General features: G+C 40.0%; 28 protein-coding genes, 2 tRNA genes and 1 pseudogene. 11 read left to right on the top strand and 20 right to left on the bottom strand.

Translation table 11 applies throughout. From position 1 onward, the window contains the following. Positions 1–22 precede the first annotated feature (22 nt). Positions 23–1,462 (top strand): tagaturonate reductase, encoded by a 1,440-nt coding sequence (locus BT_RS04135; protein ID WP_008761512.1) that lies wholly within the window; start codon positions 23–25, stop codon positions 1,460–1,462. Positions 1,463–1,579: 117 nt separating this feature from the next. Here BT_RS04135 and BT_RS04140 read toward each other — a convergent pair whose 3' ends face one another. Together BT_RS04140 and BT_RS04145 are read right to left on the bottom strand one after the other, a co-directional pair. Beyond that, positions 1,580–2,113, bottom strand: coding sequence for an FHA domain-containing protein (locus BT_RS04140; RefSeq protein ID WP_011107470.1), 534 nt, complete (start codon positions 2,111–2,113; stop codon positions 1,580–1,582). A gap of 15 nt (positions 2,114–2,128) precedes the next feature. Next, positions 2,129–3,226 (bottom strand): SPOR domain-containing protein, encoded by a 1,098-nt coding sequence (locus BT_RS04145; RefSeq protein ID WP_011107471.1) that lies wholly within the window; start codon positions 3,224–3,226, stop codon positions 2,129–2,131. 89 nt (positions 3,227–3,315) lie between these two features. On the opposite strand from BT_RS04145, the gene rfbC reads away from it, so the two are divergent. Genes rfbC through BT_RS04160 form a run of 3 tightly spaced genes read left to right on the top strand, consistent with a single transcriptional unit; the run spans position 3,316 to position 6,032 of the window. Further along, the gene (gene rfbC, locus BT_RS04150; protein WP_008761514.1) at positions 3,316–3,864 is read left to right on the top strand and encodes a dTDP-4-dehydrorhamnose 3,5-epimerase; all 549 of its coding nucleotides are present in this window, start codon (positions 3,316–3,318) and stop codon (positions 3,862–3,864) included. Positions 3,865–3,883: 19 nt separating this feature from the next. Beyond that, positions 3,884–5,197: a UDP-glucose dehydrogenase family protein gene (locus BT_RS04155; RefSeq protein WP_011107472.1), complete on the top strand. Its 1,314-nt coding sequence runs from the start codon at positions 3,884–3,886 to the stop codon at positions 5,195–5,197. 37 nt (positions 5,198–5,234) lie between these two features. Continuing rightward, positions 5,235–6,032: a DUF4738 domain-containing protein gene (locus BT_RS04160; protein WP_011107473.1), complete on the top strand. Its 798-nt coding sequence runs from the start codon at positions 5,235–5,237 to the stop codon at positions 6,030–6,032. Between the two features lie 11 nt (positions 6,033–6,043). On the opposite strand, the gene BT_RS04165 is transcribed toward BT_RS04160, so the two are convergent. Both BT_RS04165 and serB read right to left on the bottom strand, forming a co-directional pair. Beyond that, on the bottom strand, positions 6,044–7,312 hold the full coding sequence (locus tag BT_RS04165) for a DEAD/DEAH box helicase (protein WP_008765688.1): 1,269 nt from the start codon (positions 7,310–7,312) through the stop codon (positions 6,044–6,046). 47 nt (positions 7,313–7,359) lie between these two features. Next, a complete protein-coding gene (gene serB / locus BT_RS04170; RefSeq protein ID WP_008765689.1) occupies positions 7,360–8,589 on the bottom strand; it encodes a phosphoserine phosphatase SerB in 1,230 nt (409 codons plus the stop codon). 267 nt (positions 8,590–8,856) lie between these two features. Here serB and BT_RS04175 point away from each other — a divergent pair, with 267 nt between their 5' ends. After that, entirely contained in the window at positions 8,857–9,363 is a 507-nt protein-coding gene (locus BT_RS04175; protein WP_011107474.1) for a thioredoxin family protein, read from the top strand. A 178-nt stretch (positions 9,364–9,541) separates the two neighbouring features. Here BT_RS04175 and BT_RS04180 read toward each other — a convergent pair whose 3' ends face one another. The 3 genes and pseudogenes from BT_RS04180 to lon form a co-directional block, all read right to left on the bottom strand. Next, positions 9,542–10,639 carry an LptF/LptG family permease gene (locus BT_RS04180; protein ID WP_008761518.1) on the bottom strand — a complete coding sequence of 366 codons (1,098 nt, stop codon included), beginning with the start codon at positions 10,637–10,639 and terminating at the stop codon, positions 9,542–9,544. Between the two features lie 3 nt (positions 10,640–10,642). Beyond that, a complete protein-coding gene (gene tgt, locus BT_RS04185) occupies positions 10,643–11,773 on the bottom strand; it encodes a tRNA guanosine(34) transglycosylase Tgt (RefSeq protein WP_008761519.1) in 1,131 nt (376 codons plus the stop codon). Continuing rightward, positions 11,770–14,234, bottom strand: a pseudogene (gene lon, locus BT_RS04190) (endopeptidase La). Before lon ends, tgt begins: the two are co-directional and overlap by 4 nt. A 213-nt stretch (positions 14,235–14,447) precedes the next feature. Here lon and BT_RS04195 point away from each other — a divergent pair. Then, complete coding sequence (locus BT_RS04195; RefSeq protein WP_048692148.1) at positions 14,448–15,161, top strand: tRNA1(Val) (adenine(37)-N6)-methyltransferase; 714 nt, start codon at positions 14,448–14,450, stop codon at positions 15,159–15,161. A gap of 159 nt (positions 15,162–15,320) precedes the next feature. On the opposite strand, the gene BT_RS24325 is transcribed toward BT_RS04195, so the two are convergent. Beyond that, on the bottom strand, positions 15,321–15,479 hold the full coding sequence (locus tag BT_RS24325) for a hypothetical protein (protein WP_162838068.1): 159 nt from the start codon (positions 15,477–15,479) through the stop codon (positions 15,321–15,323). A gap of 25 nt (positions 15,480–15,504) precedes the next feature. Between BT_RS24325 and BT_RS04200 the strand changes: the two genes are divergently transcribed. Continuing rightward, on the top strand, positions 15,505–15,780 hold the full coding sequence (locus BT_RS04200; RefSeq protein ID WP_011107478.1) for a hypothetical protein: 276 nt from the start codon (positions 15,505–15,507) through the stop codon (positions 15,778–15,780). On the opposite strand, the gene BT_RS04205 is transcribed toward BT_RS04200, so the two are convergent. The 8 genes from BT_RS04205 to BT_RS04240 form a co-directional block, all read right to left on the bottom strand. Next, positions 15,774–16,478, bottom strand: a complete 705-nt coding sequence (locus tag BT_RS04205; protein ID WP_011107479.1) for a hypothetical protein — start codon at positions 16,476–16,478, stop codon at positions 15,774–15,776. The genes BT_RS04200 and BT_RS04205 overlap by 7 nt on opposite strands. Positions 16,479–16,511: 33 nt before the next feature. Then, a complete protein-coding gene (locus BT_RS04210; RefSeq protein ID WP_048696745.1) occupies positions 16,512–17,303 on the bottom strand; it encodes a hypothetical protein in 792 nt (263 codons plus the stop codon). Further along, positions 17,293–17,481, bottom strand: coding sequence for a hypothetical protein (locus BT_RS04215; protein WP_011107481.1), 189 nt, complete (start codon positions 17,479–17,481; stop codon positions 17,293–17,295). Before BT_RS04215 ends, BT_RS04210 begins: the two co-directional genes overlap by 11 nt. A 35-nt stretch (positions 17,482–17,516) precedes the next feature. Beyond that, positions 17,517–17,873, bottom strand: a complete 357-nt coding sequence (locus BT_RS04220; RefSeq protein ID WP_011107482.1) for a hypothetical protein — start codon at positions 17,871–17,873, stop codon at positions 17,517–17,519. Between the two features lies 1 nt (position 17,874). Continuing rightward, positions 17,875–18,252, bottom strand: a complete 378-nt coding sequence (locus BT_RS04225) for a DUF6864 domain-containing function (protein WP_011107483.1) — start codon at positions 18,250–18,252, stop codon at positions 17,875–17,877. A 65-nt stretch (positions 18,253–18,317) separates the two neighbouring features. Further along, positions 18,318–18,827, bottom strand: coding sequence for a hypothetical protein (locus tag BT_RS04230; protein ID WP_224207172.1), 510 nt, complete (start codon positions 18,825–18,827; stop codon positions 18,318–18,320). Positions 18,828–18,874: 47 nt separating this feature from the next. After that, the gene (locus BT_RS04235; RefSeq protein ID WP_011107485.1) at positions 18,875–19,234 is read right to left on the bottom strand and encodes a DUF5640 domain-containing protein; all 360 of its coding nucleotides are present in this window, start codon (positions 19,232–19,234) and stop codon (positions 18,875–18,877) included. Positions 19,235–19,618: 384 nt separating this feature from the next. Beyond that, the gene (locus BT_RS04240; protein ID WP_011107487.1) at positions 19,619–19,837 is read right to left on the bottom strand and encodes a hypothetical protein; all 219 of its coding nucleotides are present in this window, start codon (positions 19,835–19,837) and stop codon (positions 19,619–19,621) included. Between the two features lie 116 nt (positions 19,838–19,953). Here BT_RS04240 and BT_RS04245 point away from each other — a divergent pair, with 116 nt between their 5' ends. From BT_RS04245 to BT_RS04255, 3 genes are all read left to right on the top strand, one after another. After that, the gene (locus BT_RS04245) at positions 19,954–20,244 is read left to right on the top strand and encodes a hypothetical protein (RefSeq protein ID WP_011107488.1); all 291 of its coding nucleotides are present in this window, start codon (positions 19,954–19,956) and stop codon (positions 20,242–20,244) included. 2 nt (positions 20,245–20,246) lie between these two features. Continuing rightward, positions 20,247–20,765 (top strand): LuxR C-terminal-related transcriptional regulator, encoded by a 519-nt coding sequence (locus tag BT_RS04250; RefSeq protein ID WP_048696749.1) that lies wholly within the window; start codon positions 20,247–20,249, stop codon positions 20,763–20,765. Between the two features lie 148 nt (positions 20,766–20,913). Continuing rightward, entirely contained in the window at positions 20,914–21,216 is a 303-nt protein-coding gene (locus BT_RS04255; protein WP_048696748.1) for a hypothetical protein, read from the top strand. Here BT_RS04255 and BT_RS24970 read toward each other — a convergent pair. The 4 genes from BT_RS24970 to BT_RS04275 all read right to left on the bottom strand — a co-directional run bounded on the left by BT_RS24970 (position 21,114) and on the right by BT_RS04275 (position 22,717). After that, the gene (locus BT_RS24970) at positions 21,114–21,416 is read right to left on the bottom strand and encodes an Arm DNA-binding domain-containing protein (RefSeq protein ID WP_225011949.1); all 303 of its coding nucleotides are present in this window, start codon (positions 21,414–21,416) and stop codon (positions 21,114–21,116) included. The genes BT_RS04255 and BT_RS24970 overlap by 103 nt on opposite strands. Before the next feature lie 252 nt (positions 21,417–21,668). Beyond that, positions 21,669–21,743, bottom strand: a tRNA-Pro gene (locus BT_RS04265). Between the two features lie 34 nt (positions 21,744–21,777). Then, a tRNA-Pro gene (locus tag BT_RS04270) sits at positions 21,778–21,852 on the bottom strand. Between the two features lie 127 nt (positions 21,853–21,979). Continuing rightward, positions 21,980–22,717: a class I SAM-dependent methyltransferase gene (locus BT_RS04275; RefSeq protein ID WP_048692954.1), complete on the bottom strand. Its 738-nt coding sequence runs from the start codon at positions 22,715–22,717 to the stop codon at positions 21,980–21,982. Between the two features lie 147 nt (positions 22,718–22,864). Between BT_RS04275 and BT_RS04280 the strand changes: the two genes are divergently transcribed. Next, positions 22,865–23,059: a hypothetical protein gene (locus BT_RS04280; RefSeq protein ID WP_008761523.1), complete on the top strand. Its 195-nt coding sequence runs from the start codon at positions 22,865–22,867 to the stop codon at positions 23,057–23,059. Positions 23,060–23,119: the final 60 nt, after the last annotated feature.

The following is a 23,119-nucleotide window of genomic DNA, read 5'->3' on the forward strand; positions in this document are numbered from 1 at the left end:
AACTTTATAAATTACAACTAACATGAAAGCATTAAACAAAGAAACAGCTCCTAAAGTACAACGTCCGGAGCGCATTATCCAATTTGGCGAAGGTAACTTTTTACGTGCATTTGTAGATTGGATTATTTACAACATGAACCAGAAGACTGACTTCAACAGCAGTGTGGTAGTGGTTCAACCGATTGATAAAGGTATGGTCGATATGCTGAATGCACAAGATGATTTGTACCATGTCAACCTTCAAGGATTGGATAAAGGAGAAGTGGTTAACAGCTTGACAATGATTGATGTAATCAGTCGCGCATTGAATCCTTATACGCAGAATGACGAGTTTATGAAGCTGGCTGAACAACCGGAAATGCGCTTTGTTATCTCGAACACTACAGAAGCCGGAATCGCCTTTGATCCGACTTGCAAACTGGAAGATGCTCCCGCTTCATCTTATCCGGGCAAGCTGACTCAATTGCTGTATCATCGTTTTAAAACATTCAACGGTGACAAGACGAAAGGTCTGATCATTTTCCCTTGCGAACTGATCTTCCTGAATGGCCACAAGCTGAAAGAAACGATTTATCAGTATATCGACCTGTGGAATCTTGGCAATGAATTCAAGACTTGGTTTGAGGAAGCTTGCGGAGTATATGCGACATTGGTAGACCGTATCGTTCCGGGATTTCCTCGCAAGGATATTGCTGCTATCAAGGAAAAGATACAGTACGATGATAACCTTGTTGTGCAGGCTGAAATCTTCCACCTGTGGGTAATTGAAGCTCCGCAGGAAGTGGCAAAAGAATTCCCGGCTGATAAGGCAGGGCTGAATGTATTGTTTGTTCCGTCGGAAGCTCCTTATCACGAACGCAAAGTAACTTTGCTCAATGGTCCTCACACGGTTCTTTCTCCGGTAGCATACTTGTCGGGTGTGAATATCGTGCGTGATGCTTGCCAACATGAGGTAATCGGCAAGTATATTCATAAAGTGATGTTTGATGAATTGATGGAGACATTGAATCTTCCGAAAGAGGAACTGAAGAAGTTTGCAGAGGATGTATTGGAACGTTTCAACAATCCATTCGTCGATCATGCGGTAACAAGCATTATGCTTAACTCATTCCCGAAATATGAAACTCGTGATCTTCCGGGATTGAAGACTTATCTGGAACGTAAAGGGGAACTGCCGAAAGGACTGGTACTCGGATTGGCTGCTATTATCACTTATTATAAAGGTGGTGTACGTGCAGACGGGGCTGAAATTGTACCGAACGATGCTCCTGAAATCATGAACTTGCTGAAAGAGCTTTGGGCTACCGGTTGCACGAAGAAGGTTACCGAAGGTGTACTGGCAGCAGAGTTTATCTGGGGCGAAGATTTGAATAAGATTCCGGGACTGGCAGCAGCTGTAAAGGCTGATCTGGATTCTATTCAGGAGAAAGGTATGCTTGAAACGGTAAAGGGTATCCTTTAAGTAAGTAATATCATATAAAAACAGCGTCACTGTTCGTTGTGAATGGTGACGCTGTTTTTATGTGTATATATGATATCAAAGATAGTTCTGATAGAAAGGAGAAAAACAGTTTTCTTTCTATTCAGCTTCAGCTGTATGAAGAATGAATGTGGTAGCTCCGATAGTTACGATTGCTCCGTCTTCCATGCGGACGCGGTCTTTATCTCCCAGAATCTCATTCATGAGAAAGGTACCTGTGAGGCTGGGGGCGTCCCGTAATGTGTAGACAAGCTTTCCCTGTTTGTTACGCTTCACATTAATGATGCAGTGGCGTCTGTCCATACTCATGTCACCGCTTTCGATCGGAGTATTGATAACGGTACCCACGCAACGACGGCCTATCACATTATCACCTTCTTGCAACGGAAGTACTTGTTTGAAACCAAACACGTTTTCAATAACCGTAATATAACCGAATTCTTCTTTATGAACCTCCGCTTCTTCTTCCAGGTTCTCTTCCTTTCTAAGGGCTTTTACTTTGCTTTTTCCGAGACGGATGCTGAATTGTTTGCCACAATGTTCGCATTCGAATACAAGCGATTGACCTTCGCTGTATTTGGTTTCATCAAAAAAAAGGTAATTCTCACATTTAGGACAAAGAACTCGTTTCATGTTTCAAAAGGGGATTTATTTTGCCAGTAACCAGGCATTCTTATAAGTTTCGTTTTTTCTAAGCTCCAGTAGTTGTTTGGTAGCTTCTTCGCGATTTCCGAATGAACGGATGCTGACACGTACTTTGCCATCGCTGTTCAAGGCTTTCGCTTCGGCAAATCCTTTTGCCTTTAATTGTTCTGCCATTGCTTCAGCATCTTTCAGACCGATTCCTCCTGCTACGATAATGTGAAAGGGATGATTGGCCTGTGGCTGAACTGCGGGTGCAACCGGAGTTGTCACTGCGGTCGTAGTCGGTATTGTTGCTGTCGGTGCGGCCGGTGTTGTTTCCTGCTTGGCAACCTTGACTTCTTTGACAGCGATAGGTCTTGAAGTTCTGGCTTTATCAGCGGTAACTTTCTTCGTCTGACCAGTCGCATTCTTTTGATTATGCTTTGTTTCTACAGAAACAGGAGTGACTGCAACCGATTGTTTTTCTATTTGCTCAAAAAGCTCGGCAGGCAGCAACTGGGCATAATTGTTCTTCTCGACATACGTATTTTCTACAGGAGTAGAGAATGCGAAGAACATAACGATAACGGCAATCATTGCCGCAGCATTACGAAGAAGGGTACGGCTGATGCTGATTTCATACGTTTTCTTTTCTTTCGTCAGACTGGCAGGTACCAGTATTCTTTCTTTTCGCTGCAACGCAGAGAGCTCACGCATCTCAAAAGAATCCAATCCATATAATGAAGGAGTCGTTATCTTATGATCATAAGGAGTGAATTCGTAGTTCCCGTAAATGTTATAACGGATTTCACCCACGTTTTCCAAATCGGCTTTACCTTCTTCATGAAGAATCTCGACGAAGGCGTTCACTTCTTTCTCCACCATACGGGTAGCATCGGCAAAACTGGTGTCATGCGCAGACATATAGGACTGTACCAACACGCCGTCATTCAGTTTAAGCTGAGAATTGAAACCGATGATACGGGTAGGAGGTAAAAAAAGATTTTCTTCTTTTACATAGGTTGCGGGAGCGTAGTGTGCTACGAATCCGCCAAAATTAGGAACGATTACGCAATCGTTCTCTAACAACAGAGCCTCTATGTGTTGTGCTAATTCAATCATAGTGCAAAATTAAGAGATTAATTGAATATATCCCAGAAAACTTCGAAAAAATCACTACTTTTGCATCGTTTTACTTATTACTACTAACGATGAACTATATACAGACAGAAATAGATGGGGTGTGGCTGATAGAACCCAATGTTTATTCTGATGAACGGGGCTACTTTATGGAAGCCTTTAAGAAAGAGGAGTTTGAAGCGAAGATCGGTCCGGTAGACTTTGTGCAGGATAATGAATCGAAATCGTCCTTTGGCGTATTGCGGGGACTGCACTATCAGAAGGGTGAATACAGCCAGGCAAAGTTAGTTCGCGTTCTGAAAGGAAAGGTGCTGGATGTTGCTGTCGATTTGCGCCGGTCGTCACCGACTTTTGGAAAACATGTCAGCGCATTGCTCAGTGAAGAAAATAAAAGGCAGTTTTTTATTCCCCGTGGTTTTGCTCATGGCTTTGTGGTGTTGAGCGAAGAAGCTGTGTTCATGTATAAGGTAGACAATAAATATGCTCCGCAAGCGGAAGCGTCTATAGTATATAATGATGAAACGTTAGGCATCGACTGGATGCTTGGGGAGTCGCAGATGCTTTTGTCGCCCAAGGATAAAGAGGGCATGGCTTTCAGAGATGCTGTATATTTTGAATAAACTCTAACAAACGATAGATATGAAAATAGCGATTGTCGGAACCGGTTATGTTGGTTTGGTAACTGGAACATGTTTTGCTGAAATTGGCGTAAATGTAACTTGTGTAGATACGAATAGCGAGAAAATAGAATCTTTGCAGAAAGGAATGATTCCGATCTATGAGAATGGATTGGAAGAAATGGTACTTCGCAATGTCAAGGCAAAAAGACTGAAATTCACGACTTCGCTTGAGAGTTGCCTGGACGATGTTGAGGTTATATTTAGTGCTGTCGGTACGCCTCCGGACGAAGATGGCAGTGCTGATTTGAGTTATGTGCTGGAAGTTGCCCGCACCATCGGTCGTAATATGAATCAATATAAATTGGTAGTGACGAAGAGCACGGTTCCTGTAGGTACTGCGCGCAGAGTTCGTGCCGCTATACAGGAAGAACTGGATAAAAGAGGAGTGAACATTGAGTTTGATGTGGCTTCCAATCCGGAATTTCTGAAAGAGGGCAATGCTATCAGCGACTTTATGAGTCCGGACCGTGTAGTGGTAGGAGTGGAGTCTGTTCGTGCGGAGAAACTGATGTCGAAACTCTATAAGCCGTTTTTATTGAATAACTTCCGTGTTATTTTCATGGATATCCCATCGGCTGAAATGACGAAATATGCGGCTAACTCTATGTTGGCAACCCGTATCAGCTTTATGAATGACATCGCGAACTTGTGTGAACTGGTAGGTGCCGACGTAAATATGGTACGTAGCGGTATCGGTTCTGATACTCGTATCGGACGCAAGTTCCTATACCCAGGTATCGGATATGGTGGCTCTTGTTTTCCTAAAGATGTGAAAGCATTGATCAAGACTGCCGAGCAAAACGGGTATACTATGCGTGTACTTCGTGCGGTGGAAGATGTGAATGAGGCGCAGAAAGGAGTCTTGTTTGAAAAACTGATGAAGCAGTTTAATGGTGATTTGAGAGGTAAGACCATCGCCTTGTGGGGATTGGCTTTTAAACCGGAAACGGATGATATGCGTGAGGCTCCGGGATTGGTATTGATCGATAAACTTCTGAAAGCAGGTTGTCAGATACGCGCATACGATCCGGCTGCAATGAATGAGTGTAAACGTCGTATCGGTGATGTTATTTATTACGCCCGCGATATGTATGATGCGGTACTTGATGCTGATGTCCTGATGTTAATTACCGAATGGAAAGAATTCCGTCTGCCTTCATGGGCTGTCATCAAAAAGACTATGAATCAGCAAATTGTGCTGGATGGACGCAATATCTATGATAAAAAAGAAATGGAAGAGCTCGGATTTATTTATTCATGCATTGGTAAATAAGATAATTAGAGTATCTTTATACACAAAATTTAGACAAATGACGAAATATGTAGCGATATCGTTAGTAGCGATCTTGCTCGCAGCATGTAACAGCAGTAAGAATCCGCACTCTTCCTCCGGACAAGAGGAGGATTTGAGTGCGAAAGAACTGCTGCAAGGAATCTGGCTGGATGATGAGACTGAGAGCCCGTTGATGCGTATAGAAGGGGATACCATCTATTATGCAGATTCGCAGAGCGCTCCTATTACATTCAAAATTATACGGGATACTCTTTATACTTATGGCAATGATACTACCTATTATAAGATAGATAAGCAGGGGGAGCATATTTTCTGGTTTCATTCGATTGCAGATAATATGATCAGATTGCATAAATCTGAAGATCCTAATGATTCGTTATCTTTTGTCGGTCAGGAAATGATTATTCCCACCTATACGGAAGTAACGAAGCGCGATAGTATTGTGAACTATAATGGTAGCCGCTATCGTGCTTATGTGTATATCAATCCATCCAAAATGAGGGTGATCAAGACTATATATACTGAAGACGGTATTAGTATGGATAATGTGTACTACGATAATGTGATGCACATTTGTGTGTATGAAGGCAAGAAGAGCCTGTTTGCCAGTGATATTACCAAGCAGATGTTTGAAAGTGTGGTTCCTGCGGATTTCCTGGTGCAGGCAATTTTATCTGATACTAAATTTGTAAAGGTAGACCGGAATGGTTTCCATTATCAGGCTGTTTTATCCATTCCGGAAAGTTCTATTTACAGTATAGCAAATTTGACTGTCAGTTTTAGCGGCAAGTTGACTATTACTCCGACGAAATAGCCAAATGTTTTTTAGTTTCTTGCAGGAGAAGAGGGGCGGTTATTGCCTTTTTTTCCATTGTTGTTATTCCTTTTTCCTCCGAAGCTTCTTCTTTTAGAACTGTCACCTCTCTTATTGTTGTAAGAGCGGGGCTTGTATTCCGGTGCTTCTCCTAATTCGGCGGGAACGGGAATTTTATATATTTCTTTTTCAAGAAAGTTCTCGATGGATTTGAAGTTGCTCTGTTCTTTCTCGCTGATAAAGGTGAGTGCTACTCCGTCATTGTTGGCACGTGCTGTACGTCCGATACGGTGCACATAATCCTCGCTGTCATGGGGGACATCAAAGTTGATAACCAATCGGATGTCGTCAATATCGATACCACGGGCAACGATATCCGTAGCAACCAGAATATTGATTCTTCCGGCTTTAAATTCGTGCATGACCACTTCACGTTGTGCCTGTTCAAGATCCGAATGCATTTCTCCTACATTCAGTTTCATCATTTTCAGAGCCTTTGTTACTTCTTTAACCTTGATTTTGGAGGAAGCGAAAATAATCACACGTTCGGGTACTTCGTCAGTAAAAAGGCTGCGTATGATACCTAGCTTCTGATTCTCGTAACATACATAAGCTGCCTGGATGATTTTATCTGCCGGTCTTGAAACGGCAAGTTTGATTTCCGCCGGATTATTCAGAATTGTTTTTGCCAGTTGCTGTATTTTGGCAGGCATAGTTGCCGAGAACATGATTGTCTGTCGTTCTTTCGGCAAATATTTCACGATTTGCATGATATCTTCGTAGAATCCCATATCAAGCATACGGTCTGCTTCGTCCAGTATAAAATAAGAAACCTTGGAAAGGTCTACGTATCCAAGGCTTAAATGGGCTATCAGCCGTCCGGGAGTAGCTATTACTACATCTGCACCTAACGTAAGTCCCTTCTTCTGTTGTTCGAAAAGGATTCCGTCATTTCCACCGTATACGGCAACACTCGATGCGGGCATAAAATAGGAGAAGCCTTCCATTTGCTGGTCGATTTGCTGCGCCAATTCCCGGGTAGGGGACATAATGACACAGTTAATGGCATCTTCGGGATGTCCTCCTTCGGATAACTTATTCAGGATAGGCAGCAGGAATGCTGCTGTTTTACCAGTGCCCGTTTGTGCAACTGCTATCAAATCTTTACCTTCTAGTATGATTGGAATTGCTTGTTCCTGTATAGGCGTGCACTCGTCAAATCGCATGGCGTCAAGCGCATCAAGCACATTTGCATTTAGTTTTAGTTCGGAAAACTTCATTACTTCTTTTTATTTGCCGACAAAGATAAAATAATTTTTGGTCTCAATTACATATTCAAATAAGAATCTTTGAATCCCAGGAAATAGAGCACTCCGTCAAGCCCGATGGTATTGATGGATTGTTTGGCATTTGCCACTACTTTGGGCTTTGCGTGGAAGGCGATTCCCAGTCCGGCGATTCCCAGCATAGGAAGGTCGTTGGCACCGTCTCCAACGGCTATCGTCTGAGCAATATCAACCTTCTCTACCTGAGCGATCAGACGGAGGAGTTCGGCTTTTCGTTTGCCGTCTACTACGTCTCCCAGATAGCGTCCGGTTAATTTGCCGTCTACAATTTCCAATTCGTTCGCATATACGTAATCTATGCCGTATTTCTTTTGCAGATACTGACCGAAATAGGTGAATCCTCCGGAAAGAATAGCAATTTTGTATCCATATTTTTTCAGTACATACATCAGGCGGTCTACTCCTTCCGTAATAGGAAGGCTTTCTGCTATTTCCTGCATGACTGATTCATCCAGTCCTTTTAACAAGGCTACACGACGTGTGAAGCTTTCTGTAAAGTCTATTTCTCCACGCATGGCGCTTTCTGTAATGGCCTTTACTTCATCACCTACACCTGCACGGATAGCCAGCTCGTCGATTACCTCAGTTTCGATCAAGGTAGAATCCATATCGAAACAGATCAGACGACGCATACGGCGGTACATATTATCTTGCTGGAAAGAAAAGTCCATCTCCTGTTCGCTAGCCAGCTGCATCAGTCGCTCCTGCATGGCGATACGGTCTTTCGGGGTACCGCGTACGGAGAACTCGATACAGGCACGGGTACGGGTATCCGTTTTGTCCTCATCCAAAGGGATACGCCCCGTCAGACGTTTGATGGCATCAATGTTTAAGTCTTGTTCTGCTAGTACGCGGGTAGCGGCAGAGATCTGGCGAGCGGACAGTTTGCGGCCCAATACCGTCAGTATATAGCGGTTTTTCCCCTGCATACCTACCCAGTTCTCATACTGATCGGTTCCTATCGGTTCGAAACGAATGGTTACTCCCAATGAAGATGCCTTAAACAGCAGCTCCTTCATAATGAATCCGGAATGCCTTTCTTCGCTTCTGAAAAGGATGCCTAACGACAAAGTATTATGGATGTCCGCCTGTCCGATATCAAGGATAGTAGCGTCATACTTGGCAAGTATTTCAGTTACGGAAGCGGTAAGTCCCGGGCGATCTTCGCCGGTAACTCGAATCAGAATCAATTCAGTATTTGATGGTTGCATAAAAAAATAGACTTTAACGCTGCAAAAGTAGGGAAAAAAGTTCGTTTTTATGCTAAATAACATAAAAAGTTATACCCCAAAAGTAAGAAAATGGCTTGTTTTTTTGGAAGTTAATTTAATAATTACTTACCTTTGCACCCGGTTTCAAAATTAAAGGCACTGATAATCAGCGGATTCCTCTTCGCCTGATGCCTGAAAAGACAACGTTTCGGGAAGAAACCACTGTTTAAGGACAGTCCCGGATAGTATTAACTAAAACCGCATTACATGAATTCTTATGTAAAATGGATTTTTGTTGTATTACTGATTTGTTCCTTGACCGCTTTCGTTGAGAAAGACAAACCTACCGGAGGTTTGAGTGAGGGTGACGTAGCCCCTGATTTTAAAATCGAATCTGCGTCGAATGGGCAACCGGCTTTTAAGTTGGGTAATTTGAAAGGTAAATATGTGTTGCTTAGTTTTTGGGCAAGTTATGACGCGCAATCCCGGATGCAAAACGTAAGTTTGAGCAATGTGCTTCGTTCTTCCCGTAATGTGGAAATGGTTTCTGTTTCGTTTGACGAATACCAGTCAATCTTTAAGGAAACCGTTCGTAAGGACCAAATAGTTACGCCCACTTGTTTCGTGGAAACAGAAGGCGAGGACTCCAGATTATTTAAAAAGTACCGTTTGAATCGGGGGTTCACAAACTATTTATTGGATGGAAATGGTGTGATTATAGCCAAAAACATCTCTGCTGCAGATCTTTCTGCTTATGTAAGTGAGATTGGTTGACAATCTCGAAAAGAGTAAGGAGAAAGAGGGATTTTCCGAATCACCCATTTGGTGATTAAAATGGAGAATAGACAAAAGAGGAAATGGATACAACAAAAAAGTTCCGCCTGTACTTGCTTTCGGCAAGAATAGGCGGAACTTCTATTTTAGATCTCCTTGATCTAAGTTTTATGTTTCCTTATTTAGGTGCTTTCTGATACAGATAGAATGCGATGCCTGCATAGAGGATATTGGGAATCCAGACTGCAATCGCAGGAGGCACGTTACCGTTTATGGCAAAGGTAGAAGTGATTGTCTGGAACAGGATATAAGAGAAGCTAAGCCCTAATCCAATACCCAGATGAAGTCCCATACCACCCTTCGTTTTTCGTGATGAAAGAGAAACCCCGATGATTGTCAGAATAAACGAAGCAAATGACATTGCAATTCGTTTGTGGTACTCAATTTCAAACTCTTTGATATTGGCAAATCCCCGTCGTTTCTGCTTTTCTATATATTCGCTCAGTTCCGGACTGGTCAGCATCTCCTGTTGATTCTTCATGATCAGGAAGTCCGATGGGTCCATATTTATAATAGAGTCGATCCGGTCTCCTTTGGTGATCTTTTCTTTTAGTCCGTCCAGTTCACGTACCATATAGTCGTGAATGGTCCATTTATTGACCGTTGTTGTATCGTAAGTGATACGGCGTGCCGTTAAGTGGGAGACAAGTTTCTTGTCGACAAACTTATCCAATGAAAAGCGGTTGCCGGTTTTCATTCCGTCATTGTAATTATCGATATAGGCTATGACACCACTGTCCACTTCCAACTGCACGTTTCGGACCGAGTTGACTTTCTTGGGTTTGATGTATTTATCTTCAAAGTTCAGACGGGTAACACTACCTTTGGGAATGATGAACGAACTCATCATGAATGTTGCCGCAGCAATGATGGCGGCAGAGATCATATAGGGGCGCATCATTCTTTTGAAACTCATACCGGTGGAGAACATGGCAATGATCTCAGAGTTCTCCGCCAGTTTGGAGGTAAAGAAGATAACGGCGATGAATACGAACAGCGGACTGAACAGATTGGAGAAGTAGGGGATGAAGTTCATGTAGTATTCAAAGATGATCTTGTCCCAAGGGGCTTCATGCTCCATCAGCTTGTCCATCTTCTCGTTGAAGTCGAATACCACCGCAATTGAGATAATCAATGCAATGGCAAATACGTATGTCCCCAAGAATTTCTTGATGATATACCAATCCAGCCGTTTTATTAATCGATTGCTTTTCATTCTTTATAATCTTGTTGACACTCTTTTTACCATCATCGGCTTCCAGGTAGAGAAATCTCCGGCAATGATATGTTTCCGGGCTTCACCTACCAGCCACAGGTAAAATGCCAGATTGTGTATAGAAGCAATTTGCATTGCCAGTAGTTCTTGTGCGTGGAAAAGGTGACGCAAGTACGCTTTGCTGTATAACGTGTCTACAGCAGAAGCACCGTCTGCCTCGATGGGAGAGAAGTCTGTTTCCCATTTCTTGTTTCGCATATTGATGATACCGTCTTTGGTAAACAGCATGCCATTTCGTCCGTTTCGGGTAGGCATAACACAGTCGAACATATCGACTCCGCGTTCAATGCCTTCAAGGATATTTACGGGGGTACCGACTCCCATCAGATAGCGGGGCTTGTCTTTGGGAAGAATCTCGTTGACAACCTCTATCATCTCGTACATCTTATCTACCGGTTCGCCTACGGCCAGTCCACCGATTGCATTTCCATCCGCTCCTTTGGAGGCGACGAATTCAGCGGATTGCTTACGCAAATCCTGATAAACACATCCTTGCACGATGGGGAAGAGAGACTGGTTGTAGCCGTATTTCGGTTCAGTTTCGTTAAAACGCTGAATACAACGATCAAGCCATCTGTGTGTCAGCCCTAATGACTTTTTGGCATATGCATAATCTGAATCTCCCGGAGGACATTCGTCAAAAGCCATCATGATATCAGCGCCAATGGTACGTTCTATATCCATCACCTTTTCCGGGGTAAAGATATGTTTGCTGCCATCAATGTGCGAGCGGAATTCGGCTCCTTCTTCCCGAAGTTTTCGTATTCCTGCTAATGAGAATACCTGAAAACCACCGCTATCGGTCAGCATAGGACGATCAAAACCATTGAAGCGATGCAGTCCGCCTGCCTTTTCAATTACGTCTAGTCCCGGACGCAAGTATAAATGATAGGTGTTGCCCAGAATAATCTGTGCCTGGATATCTTCTTTCAGTTCTGTTACATGTACTCCTTTAACAGTGCCCAGTGTTCCCACAGGCATGAAGATAGGTGTTTGTATCTGCCCGTGGTCTGTTGTTATCAGACCTGCACGGGCATTACTTTTAGTGTCTGTATATTGTAACTCAAATGTCATTCCTGGCTGGGTTTCTTTACAGATAAATCAATGGCATCCGCAACTTTCTCGTTTGTCAAGGCGATTGCGAATACTTCTTTAATGTCGTTTACATAGTGGAATTGCAGTCCTTTTAAATATATGTCCTGAATTTCATCTATGTTCTTTTTATTTTCGGCACTCATGATGATTTCTTTGATTCCGGCACGTTTGGCGGCAAGAATCTTCTCTTTGATACCACCGACAGGAAGCACTTTGCCACGGAGAGTGATTTCTCCCGTCATGGCAAGGTTTGCTTTTACCTTTCTTTGGGTGAGGGCAGAAGCTAAAGAAGTAGCCATAGTAATACCTGCCGACGGTCCATCTTTCGGAATAGCACCTTCGGGGACATGGATATGTATATTCCAGTTGTCAAAGATGTCTTCATTCAGATCGAGGATGGAAGCATGTGCTTTGATGTATTCGAGTGCCAGCATAGCTGATTCTTTCATTACATCTCCCAAATTACCTGTTAGTGTAAGACGCGCACCTTTACCACGGCTCAGACTCGTTTCTACAAAGAGTATTTCACCGCCGACGGCAGTCCATGCCAGTCCGGTGACTACGCCTGCATAGTCATTTCCCTGATATTGTCACGAGTATACTCCGGTGCTCCCAGGAATTCATACAAATCAGTCGGTTTAATTTCTGATTTGGCGAAATAACCGTCTGTTGCATATTGACGGGCAGATTTGCGGAGAATCTTGCCGATTTTCTTTTCCAGTTCACGGACGCCGCTTTCACGGGTATATGATTCGATAATCGCTTCCAAAGTATCTTTCGGAATCTTGATATCCGTCTTTTTAAGTCCGTTTGCTTCCAGTTCTTTCGGCAACAGGTGCTTACGGGCAATTTCAACTTTTTCTTCCGTGATGTATCCGCTGACTTCAATCAGCTCCATACGGTCGAGCAACGGGCCGGGGATCGTATTCAGATTATTGGCGGTTGCAATGAACAGTACTTTGGAAAGGTCATAATCTACATCCAGGAAGTTATCATGGAAAGAGGTATTCTGTTCCGGATCAAGTACTTCCAGCAAAGCTGATGACGGATCGCCTTGACGGTCGGCACTGACTTTGTCGATCTCATCCAGTATAAATACAGGATTAGAGGCTCCTGCCTTAATCAGACTCTTGATGATTCGTCCGGGCATAGCGCCAATATAAGTTTTGCGGTGACCGCGAATTTCTGCTTCATCGTGCACACCACCCAAAGACATACGGACATATTTTCGTTTCAGTGCCGATGCGATGGATTTTCCGAGGGATGTTTTACCAACTCCCGGAGGGCCGTACAAACAGATAATAGGTGATTTCATATCGCCTTTCAGTTTTAATACGGCAAGGTGTTCCAGAATACGTTCTTTTACTTTTTCCAGTCCGTAGTGGTCTTTATTCAACGTCTTTTCTGCATTTTTCAAATTCAGATTGTCTGTTGTATAAACACCCCAAGGCAGGTTGAGCATTGTTTGCAGATAGTTGAGTTGTACGCTGAAGTCCGGTGATTGCGGATGTGTACGTTCCAGTTTCGCCAGTTCCTTCAGGAAAGTATCTCTTACTTCTGCATTCCAGTGCATTTTAACTGCTTTCAGGCGCATTTCTTCAATTTCCTGCTCCTGACCGCTGCCACCCAGTTCATCCTGGATCGTTTTGATCTGTTGTTGGAGGAAGTATTCACGCTGTTGCTGATCGATATCCTCACGGGCACGCATTTGGATGGATGCCTTGATTTCTGCCAGCTGTACTTCGCGATTCAAGATTTCCAATAGATGATAAGTACGCTCTCTTAATGAGTTGATACTTAATAAATCCATCTTCTCATCTTTCTTGAATGGCAGGTTGGCACAAATGAAATTAATGAGGAACATCGGATTACTGATGTTTTTTATAGCAAATGACGAGTCCTGATGCATTTCTGATGATTTGATATAACGCATCGTCAAGTCCTTGCATGTTTCAACCAGGGCTTGAAACTCTTTATCGTCTTTGTTTGGGACATCTTCTTCCAAAAGTTCGACCTCGCCCTTCAGATAAGGGTGTGTATCTACAATATCTTTCAGACGCAGACGTTTCATTCCCTGAAGGATGACTGTTGTTGTCTGGTCAGGCATTTCCAGTACCCGTACAATTCGTCCGACAGTGCCGACATTGTGCAAATCTTCCAGTTTGGGGTCTTCCGTGTGTGCCGATCTCTGGCAAATCACTGCAATATCTTTGTGTTTCTTTTCAGCTTCGCGAACCAGCTTTAATGAAGCCTTTCTGCCTACTGTAATAGGTAAAAATACTCCGGGAAACAACACCATATTACGAAGGGGGAGAACCGGAAGAATATCACCGGATTTTATATTCACATCAAACACATGTTCGTCATTGCCATCATAGTCGGTAATCAGTGAGAAGCCGTTCTCACCAACTTCTTCTTCCAATAAGTATCTTTCTTTCATCTTTTCGTTTTAATTTAGTTTATGTCATACATAATATGCATAAATCGTTTGCAAAGTTAATTGATTCTCTTTAATAATAAAGCACAGTGTGGAATAAAAACACAAAAACAATGCCAAAATATCGGGCGTTAATGGATTTATTCCATAATAATTATTTATTTTTGACGGTTTTCGGCAAAGATCAGTAAAAAACAGGTTTAGATGGCTAATAAGATGGCGAATCCTTTCTTTCAGTTTAAGCAGTTTACAGTATGGCATGACAAATGTGCCATGAAGGTAGGTACGGATGGGGTACTTTTAGGGGCGTGGGCTTCTGTTCAAGGGGCACATCGAATTTTAGATATTGGAACCGGGACGGGGTTGGTTGCTTTGATGCTGGCTCAACGTAGTCTGCCGGATGCAAATATTGTGGCGCTGGAAATTGACGAAGCCGCTGCCGGGCAGGCTAAGGAAAATGTGGCCCGTTCTCCCTGGAAGGATCGGATAGAAGTGGTGAAGCAAGATTTTCTGTTCTATCAGTCTCCGGATAAATTTGATGTGATCGTTTCCAATCCTCCTTACTTTGTGGATTCGCTTAGTTGTCCGGACCAACAGAGAAGCATGGCACGACATAACGATTCTCTGACTTATGAAAAGTTGCTGAAGGGTGTGGCTGATTTATTGAAGAAAGAGGGTACTTTTACAATCGTAATACCGACAGACGTGGCTGACAGGGTGAAGACTGCAGCTTCCGAATATCATTTATATGCAACTCGCCAGCTAAATGTAATAACCAAGCCGGGAGGAACTCCTAAACGGATGTTAATTACTTTTACGTTTAATAATGAGGGATGTATTAAGGAGGAACTGTTGACTGAAGTAGCCCGTCATCAATATAGTGAAGAGTATAAAGAATTGACTCGTGAATACTATTTGCATTTGAAATAATATTTTTGCATAAACAAAAAAAAGAGCTACTTAATGTAACTCTTTTTTTTCGTCGGGGTAGCGGGATTCGAACCCACGACCCCCTGCTCCCAAAGCGGCGTGATAATAAAGGATATTCAGCTACATATCAGTCAATTATAATGATGCGAGCTAACCATTTCAAAGATAGTTCAAAGAACGCTCTTTTGGGGGCTTCATTTTAGCCCTTTCTAACTCATGATTTAAGAGAGCAATTTCTTGCTTTTGAACTCTGTTTTCTCGCAGGACTTTCCGGAGTTGTTGCCGGAGTGATGCGATTATTTTGTCTTTTTCTTCCATATATTATATATTAAGATAAAACACTATGCTATTACAAGAACTTCACATCTATTCAGAGCAGTCTTCATCTAATACAAAAGTTTCCATCAAAAATAAGGATGGAGAAATTCTTTTTGAATATTGCTATTCCAATGACGCAATTCCAACTTTTAACCCTATTGAACTCCTTAGATTATCCTTAGAAGGAGATATTGGTGTTTTATTTCAAATGAAAACTAGTATATCCCAAAAATCAAAAAAAGATGATTTTCGGATCAGTTGCGAGCAATCTCGCAGTGAAACCAGTCGGATGAATCAATAATTGCCAGGTATATGTAGTTCTTTCTTTTGCAACCATAGCGACTCGTTTGGCATTATAACAAGAATATCAATCGGGAATCCTACATTATCCTTTTTATAGGTAAATCTCATGTGCTGAATAGTCGTACTGATAAGAAAATAGACATATTCAATTGTTTCCTGCAATGAAAGTTCGTTATACCTACATCTTTCTATGTTGATATCATAATATAAACCATCTGTTCCCCTATATGCCACATCTTGCGAAAACAGGTCAACAATATCTACTTGCCCATCATAAATACAGCCGTCACGTTCAGAAACATCTTTGATATGGCTTTCTTTATCGTTATTGTCAAATTTAGAAACATATCTTTTCCCGTTTTCATATCCGCATATATGAAATATAACATAATACTCTTTGCCTTTGGCTTGATTGTTGACTATATTTTTTAAATCAATTTCAACTTGAAGTAAAGTTATATTTTCCTCTTTTTTAGACCATATATATTGGTCGATTAAAGAACTTAGAAGAATACCATTAATTATCGCATCACCGCAAGTTGATATTCCAATTTTCTTATTTAACAAGAATAGTTTATTCCCACAATGGCTATGTTTATATAGTTCTTTTCCTTCTTGTGTGAAATTTGTTGTAATACAACTATCGGCACCTATTACAATACCTTCCTGTGTATATGCAGTTACTATTAAAGACATATTTAAACTATTTAATTGTTCAATCAATAATATTTATTCTTTATTATCAGGAGCTTTATTCTTGTTTTGATTATCTAATTTCATTTTTGTTTCCCACTTGGCAATACTTAATTTATTTTGTTCTATTATTCTTTTTCTTTCTTCTTCAATTTCAAGGAATTCATCTATGTATTTTTGAGGGATGCCGGTCTTATTCGACTCTAAAATTCCCGCTTTTAATTTTGCAAATAAATTATCTCTAGAGAATTCTAAATCAGAAAAATTCTTTTGTATATATTGATTGAAAGGATTGTCTCCATGTCTTTGTTTCTGTAAATTGTCGAAATCTGAAATTATACGTTTTAATGCCGATAAACACTTATCTATATTTACTTCAGCGGCGCAACCATATTTACAATAACAATTAAGAGAGTTAACTAAACTTCCATAAGCGAAACTGTAATTGTCAGACGTTGCGTCGTCTTTAAGAATTTTAGCATAAGCTTCTAAGTAAGCTATGCTTCCTTGTATATATAATTCATTCTTTTTGTAGATAATATTTTGAGTTTCATTTATCTTTTGTTGAATCATATTATCTATGTTATCCGTTGTTTCTTTGAGTTCTGCTTTAGTCTTTTCCATCTCCTTTTTAACTTCATCTTTAAATCCTATATAACTAATGATTTGCCATCCAAGCAATATAGTAGTAGACAATGCAAGGATACCGACTAATATGCCTAGCCAATCAGCTTCCATCGGAGTGGTTCTAAAAAATGTAAATCCTGCAGCCAGTAAAGCGAAAAATAAGGCAATTGATGATAGCCAAATGGATATTTTATTTTTCATCTTCTCTCACGCTTAAAATCCGCCATTGTACCATTCCTGATTTAATTGTTTGGTTTACATAGTCTTCAACCCATTGCTCGGCGCATTGTTTTAATACTGTACTACTATTTACATCTGCAGAGAAAGGTAATTCGTAAGTAGTATCATTCAATTCAAATTTTACAATATAATCTTTCATAATGTCGTATGTTTTAGTTACACAATCAATTTTATTTATTTCTCGGATTTGCCAAATGCATATCCCAAAGCCAATGTTATAATAGGAGTAACTATCTCCCATATTACTTTAAGGTCACTTGTTATATCAGGTACTTTATTCTCACAATCTCTAAAAAGCCAATTGTTTATAATTACTAAAGTGCTAATTACTGCTGCTGCTATGAAAGCCCACTTTAGAACTAGGTAAATTATAGAATTCCTAGCATCTTCACCACTGCCAATAATATTGGTTATTGAGGTTTCTGGGCTTTTTAGCTTTATTGGGGTTTCTGAGTTTTTTGTCTTTACTAGATTTTCATCGCTCGTTGAGATTATATCGTCTTGGGAGGTAACTTTTAACTTACTGTCCATTTTATTTCTTTTTTAGCCAAAATGAATAATTCAAAAGACGATTATAGTTTGTAGTATCAATGTTCCAAACTAAAAAGCTTAGATAGAGATTGCAATCATCCATTTCTGCAATCAGCATTGGTTCAATTATTCCACCCCAATTGCCTGGCTCACTTTGAAAATTATTACAAGTGAAAACCAGTTTATCATTCACTATATTTCTATCAACAGAAGCTATACGTCCTCCTTTGTTAGCAAATTCAATATTAATAATAAGGGGAACTTCTTGCTCATTGGGGATTAATTTCAAAGAAACATCATTGTTGTTCTTTATAAAAACTTCTCCATGTTCTAACAAAACAAATCCATTTGTTTCCGCAGTTATATTTATCTTTACCATAAAAGTTTATTTTAGATTTCTGTATTTCGTATTTAGTAGCACAATCAATTAACTAGACTCCTTATTTATTTGTTTTGTATATGCTTAACTTTAAATTCTTTCATGGACTTTTCTATCTTTTGAAAAAGGTCTGTCGTTTTTGTTGAGTATGTAGATAAAGACCCTCTAGGATCATCTGCAAATCTGAATAATTCATCTGCATCCGCATATATTGATACTAACTCATTATAAGCATCCTTGCAATTTGAAGGATAATCATTTAGTAGTGGCATTATAGTCTCGATTGAATCTCTCTTTTGTTTTAACCTTTTATACGTATCTGTTGTGATTATGAACTCATTAAGCTTAGCTAAGGCTTCATTGAAATCGGTGCAATACTCCCCATTGTATTCATGATCATAAATTACTTTTCTCCAAGTATCACAATAGGTAAGAACTATAGCTTCACTTAAATTAGCTTCTTTCTCAATCATGGAAGCAGCATTAGAGAGTTTTTCTTTATACTTCTTTTCTGAATTACATGAAACCAAAACTATGGTTAGTATTGCAGTTAAATAAAAAAACTTTTTCATCATATTGTTTTTTGTGTTATATAATCAATTAATTGGGCTCCTAAATTCTTTTATTTTTGCTTCTTATAGGTTCCAGCTTCACTTCCGGTTTCGACTTTAAGAGTCGTGCCTGATATCTTACAATCTAAATAATATGGAGTCTTTTCATCTGGATATACATCATAAATATAGATTCTACCTTCCTCGATTTTATAATCGAACATTTGAAAGGAAATTGGAGTAGCATTGCTGTAAATTCCAAAAGAGCCAGTACCATCCTCATCGAAACTTAATAATTTGTGAGTACCTTCGATTCCTGTCGACCAATAACCTATAATGTTATTGCTGTTAAGTTCAGTCCAATCTTCTTCATCTTTGCTGCAGCTAGTTAAGATGAGAATAGCAAAAAGTGTGAATAAAATGTTTTTCATAATACTATAGTTTTATAAGTTGTTTTGTTTTAGTTTATTGAGGCGTTCTTGTCATTCTATAATATCCTTTTATATTATAAGGAACTACATATTATTTGTTCATTAATACATTATAATATTAGGAATTACATTTCGGAGACCTATTATTCGTCTAATTCACAATCACTAGGATACTAAACTACGTAAATGGTGTGTGCAACAAGCAACTATTAGTAAAACCTTTGATTCTTACGATCACTATACTGAAACCTATTACGCTTCATCTAACGCAGTAGCAGCTTCAGCCGAGAGAATCTATCTATTCATCAAAGAGTATATTACTTACTTATCAGATGAAGAGAAAGAAGCCATCTTTCCGGAGAAGTACAAGAAAAAGGATGATTCTTAACCTCGTCCTGTCTTACGTGTAGACGGTTTTGTTTCAGATGGCAATTTAAGAAGCTTACGACTTAGTTCTTCATAAGAGTCTTTGACGTAAATACAATCATCTTTGCTGAATCGGATAATAGTGTAATCTTCATCTTTATATAAAGATTGGATAAAATCAATGTTGATAACCTTTTCAATATCATAGGCATCAATCACCTTGATAAAATTTTTCATAACAGTTTCATTTAGTAAAGAAACGGAAGCCCTGCATCCGGCCTGAGAAACTTGATTCAGAGCTCCGTGTCTTTCGATTAAACATTTTAAAACGTAATCTTTAAAACATTACAAATATGAGCAAAAAAAATGGTTCGGACAATAATATTGTCCCAAATCTCAAAAAATTACCCCTCGCAGAGTATTTTGCAGCCTTACCAAAGGCAGAACGTCGTCCAGTTATCATATCAGCTCCTAAAGAAGATGTTATTACAGCTATTGTAGAAGCGACACAACGTAATCGTCATACAGTTCGTTGCTGGATGTATGGATATACCCAACCTAACAGTATGGTTGAAAAAAAGATTGTGGCTGAGATCTTACAATCAGATGTCGCAACCTTATTTCCTGAAAGAAAGGAGGAATGATTATGACTGGAATGGAATTTTATTTCACTCCTAAAGGTGAAGTTATGATTATCGATGAATGTGGTACGCGTCAATTGGAACAGTCAAATCGGGAGTTTATTTCCGAAATCATAACTCGAATGGGAATATTTTGGCCAGAAGCACTGGAGAAAGCATCATTGGAATATACAGACCGACGGTATAATATTCCTTGGTTTGAATTTTCAATAGTACGTCGTTTTCTTAAATGTAATTTTGGTGAGTTCGATTCAACAATGGATATTGATCAGATGGGAAACTTTCACTTTGAGGAGGTCAAATGTCCGTTAAAGGGTGAATGCAAATATGAAGGAATAATCTGTAAACCAAAATTTAATAGTACACTCTCGGAACGTGAGTTAAGCGTTATGCGATCATTTTATGAAGGGATGGAAGAAAATGCAATAGCAGATAAGTATTGCATTTCATTGGAAACTGTACGTACACATAAACGGAATGCCTTTAGGCGTATAAATGTCCATTCCTTGGCAGAGTTCTTTTAGTATGCTAGGAAAAACAATCTATTTCAATAACAAGTAAACTCTAAAATCAATATTAATCAGGCAGCATAGCATAGAGATGCAGATGTGTTTCAGTAAATCAGCTCAACACCATTCAAAAGTTAAACAAAGAAACAGCCTATTAGAGATTATGGAAAATTGCTTCGAAATGATGGTAGCACGATGTATTAAGATCGGAACAGTTCAAACGTTGACGATGTTAGGACTACTCCCCGAAGTAGTAACAATATCACAAGCGGAAGATATATACGGAAAACGCCTGATTACAGAATGGCGCGAAAAAGCCTGGATCAAATTTTATCCGGCAAATAATAAGGAACGAGGGAAATATTATGTGAAGCGTTCAGAACTGGAAACAGCCAGCGCAATGATGGACCTGCATAATAAAGTACCGGACAACATTATCAAACAACTAATGCAACTAACCGTATGACCCACATACTCTATCATTTCGCCGTTTGTTACGTTTGGCAGGATTCGTCCGGAGTCATCCATGTTTCCGGGTTGGATATAGTAGCTGGTGGCTATATACTGAGATTCTCTATTATGATAGATTCTAATTTTTATATTGGATGTTCCATCTTGTTTTATATGTCTTCCTGTTTGGAAAACGATCGCTTTAAATGTTGCCATACTGTTTTAATGTTTTTTAAATGTTTAAAATTGCATTAAACAGCTTGGATCGGGGTAATTTGATAGGAGATTGCTTTAATTTCCCCTAAACGGATGCAAATAGAGAAACATGTTCAAAGATAGTTCAAAGAAATACCCTCTTTATTTACCCCAAAACGGGGTATAATTGTGTCTAATTTACATAAACGAAAAAAGCTGATACAAACTGTATCAGCTCAACACCATTTAATTTTTCTTAACTTGAAATTTTCGTCGGGGTAGCGGGATTCGAACCCACGACCCCCTGCTCCCAAAGCAGGTGCGCTAACCGGACTGCGCTACACCCCGAAAACTTTTAACCGAACTCCCTTTTCCTTTGTAGTCGGGGTAGCGGGATTCGAACCCACGACCCCCTGCTCCCAAAGCAGGTGCGCTAACCGGACTGCGCTACACCCCGCTACTTTTAAAGGGTTGTTCTTTTCAAAAGCGGTGCAAAGATAGGGAGTATTTTTTAATTATCAATAACTAAATGAATGTTTTTTATTGATTAAATTACAATCGACTGAAATTCATCTGTTTGCAAGTCAACTTTTTTTCTTGGCAGAAATAAGAAGCATCATTGGACGCCGAAGTTCGTCTTGCATTTCCGGAATAGTATCCAGCATCATTTCACTCGGTTGGGGCTCTATCAATTCACAAATTTCAAATCCGGTCTGAAGAAGACTATTAATATATGTAGTTAAAGTCTTATGATACTTCACGACTTCTTCTCCTAAAAAAATAGCAGTACGTTTGCCTTCACTGAAGTAGCGGTCTACAGGCCAGTGAGCACGTTTTCCATCTTGGTCGTAATACCAATCCTGATTACCATAGGCTGTGAATATCGGATGCTCTACTGAAAAAACAAAAGAACCTCCTGCTGTGAGGCAGCTGTTGACTTTACGGCATATATTAATAAAAGATTCCAGATAATGAAAGGTCAAGGAACTGATTACGATATCATAAGTATCCGGTTGAAAGTCGAAATCCTCGATTGCCATACATTTATATTCGATGAGTGGTGAAGAATTTCTTTTTTGAGCTTCTTCCAGCATCTTCCCGGAAATATCAATTCCTGTAACACACTTTGCTCCATGTTCGATGGCATAGATACAGTGCCAGCCAAATCCGCAGCCTAAGTCCAGTACTCTCTTGTCTGTAAAGTCCGGTAGCATTTTCTGTAATATATGCCATTCTCCGGCACCTTGTAATCCCTCTACAGAGCGTGACATTTGAGCATATTGGCTGAAGAAGCGGTCGTCGTCATATTTATTTTCTTTCATAACTTCAATGAGGTTCATATTAGATGGGCAAATATATGCATTTATGCGATTATTGGGACGAATTAACTGAAAATAAAATCAGATAGGATGAACCATCTTTTGCTGTTTTCTGTTTTCAAAGTAGAAAACTAAAAATAAAAAAGCCATATGAAAACGGAAAAACAAAAAGAAACGAATGAAAAGGAAGTTCATTTGTTAGAACAAAAAGGATATGAAAGAATGGTCAATGAGATTGTTCCGGTACAACAAGCGGAAACTTACCGTAAACCGACCCAGAAAGCGGTAAAAGATGCTGTAAAGGAGTTGAATCCTGATACAAATAGTTTGGGTAGCAGAGGATGATTGAGTCCTCTGCTATTTTAAGTAGACGATCAGCAGGCTTAATGAATATTCGGGCTATAC

Source organism: Bacteroides thetaiotaomicron VPI-5482, assembly GCF_000011065.1.
GTDB lineage: Bacteria > Bacteroidota > Bacteroidia > Bacteroidales > Bacteroidaceae > Bacteroides > Bacteroides thetaiotaomicron.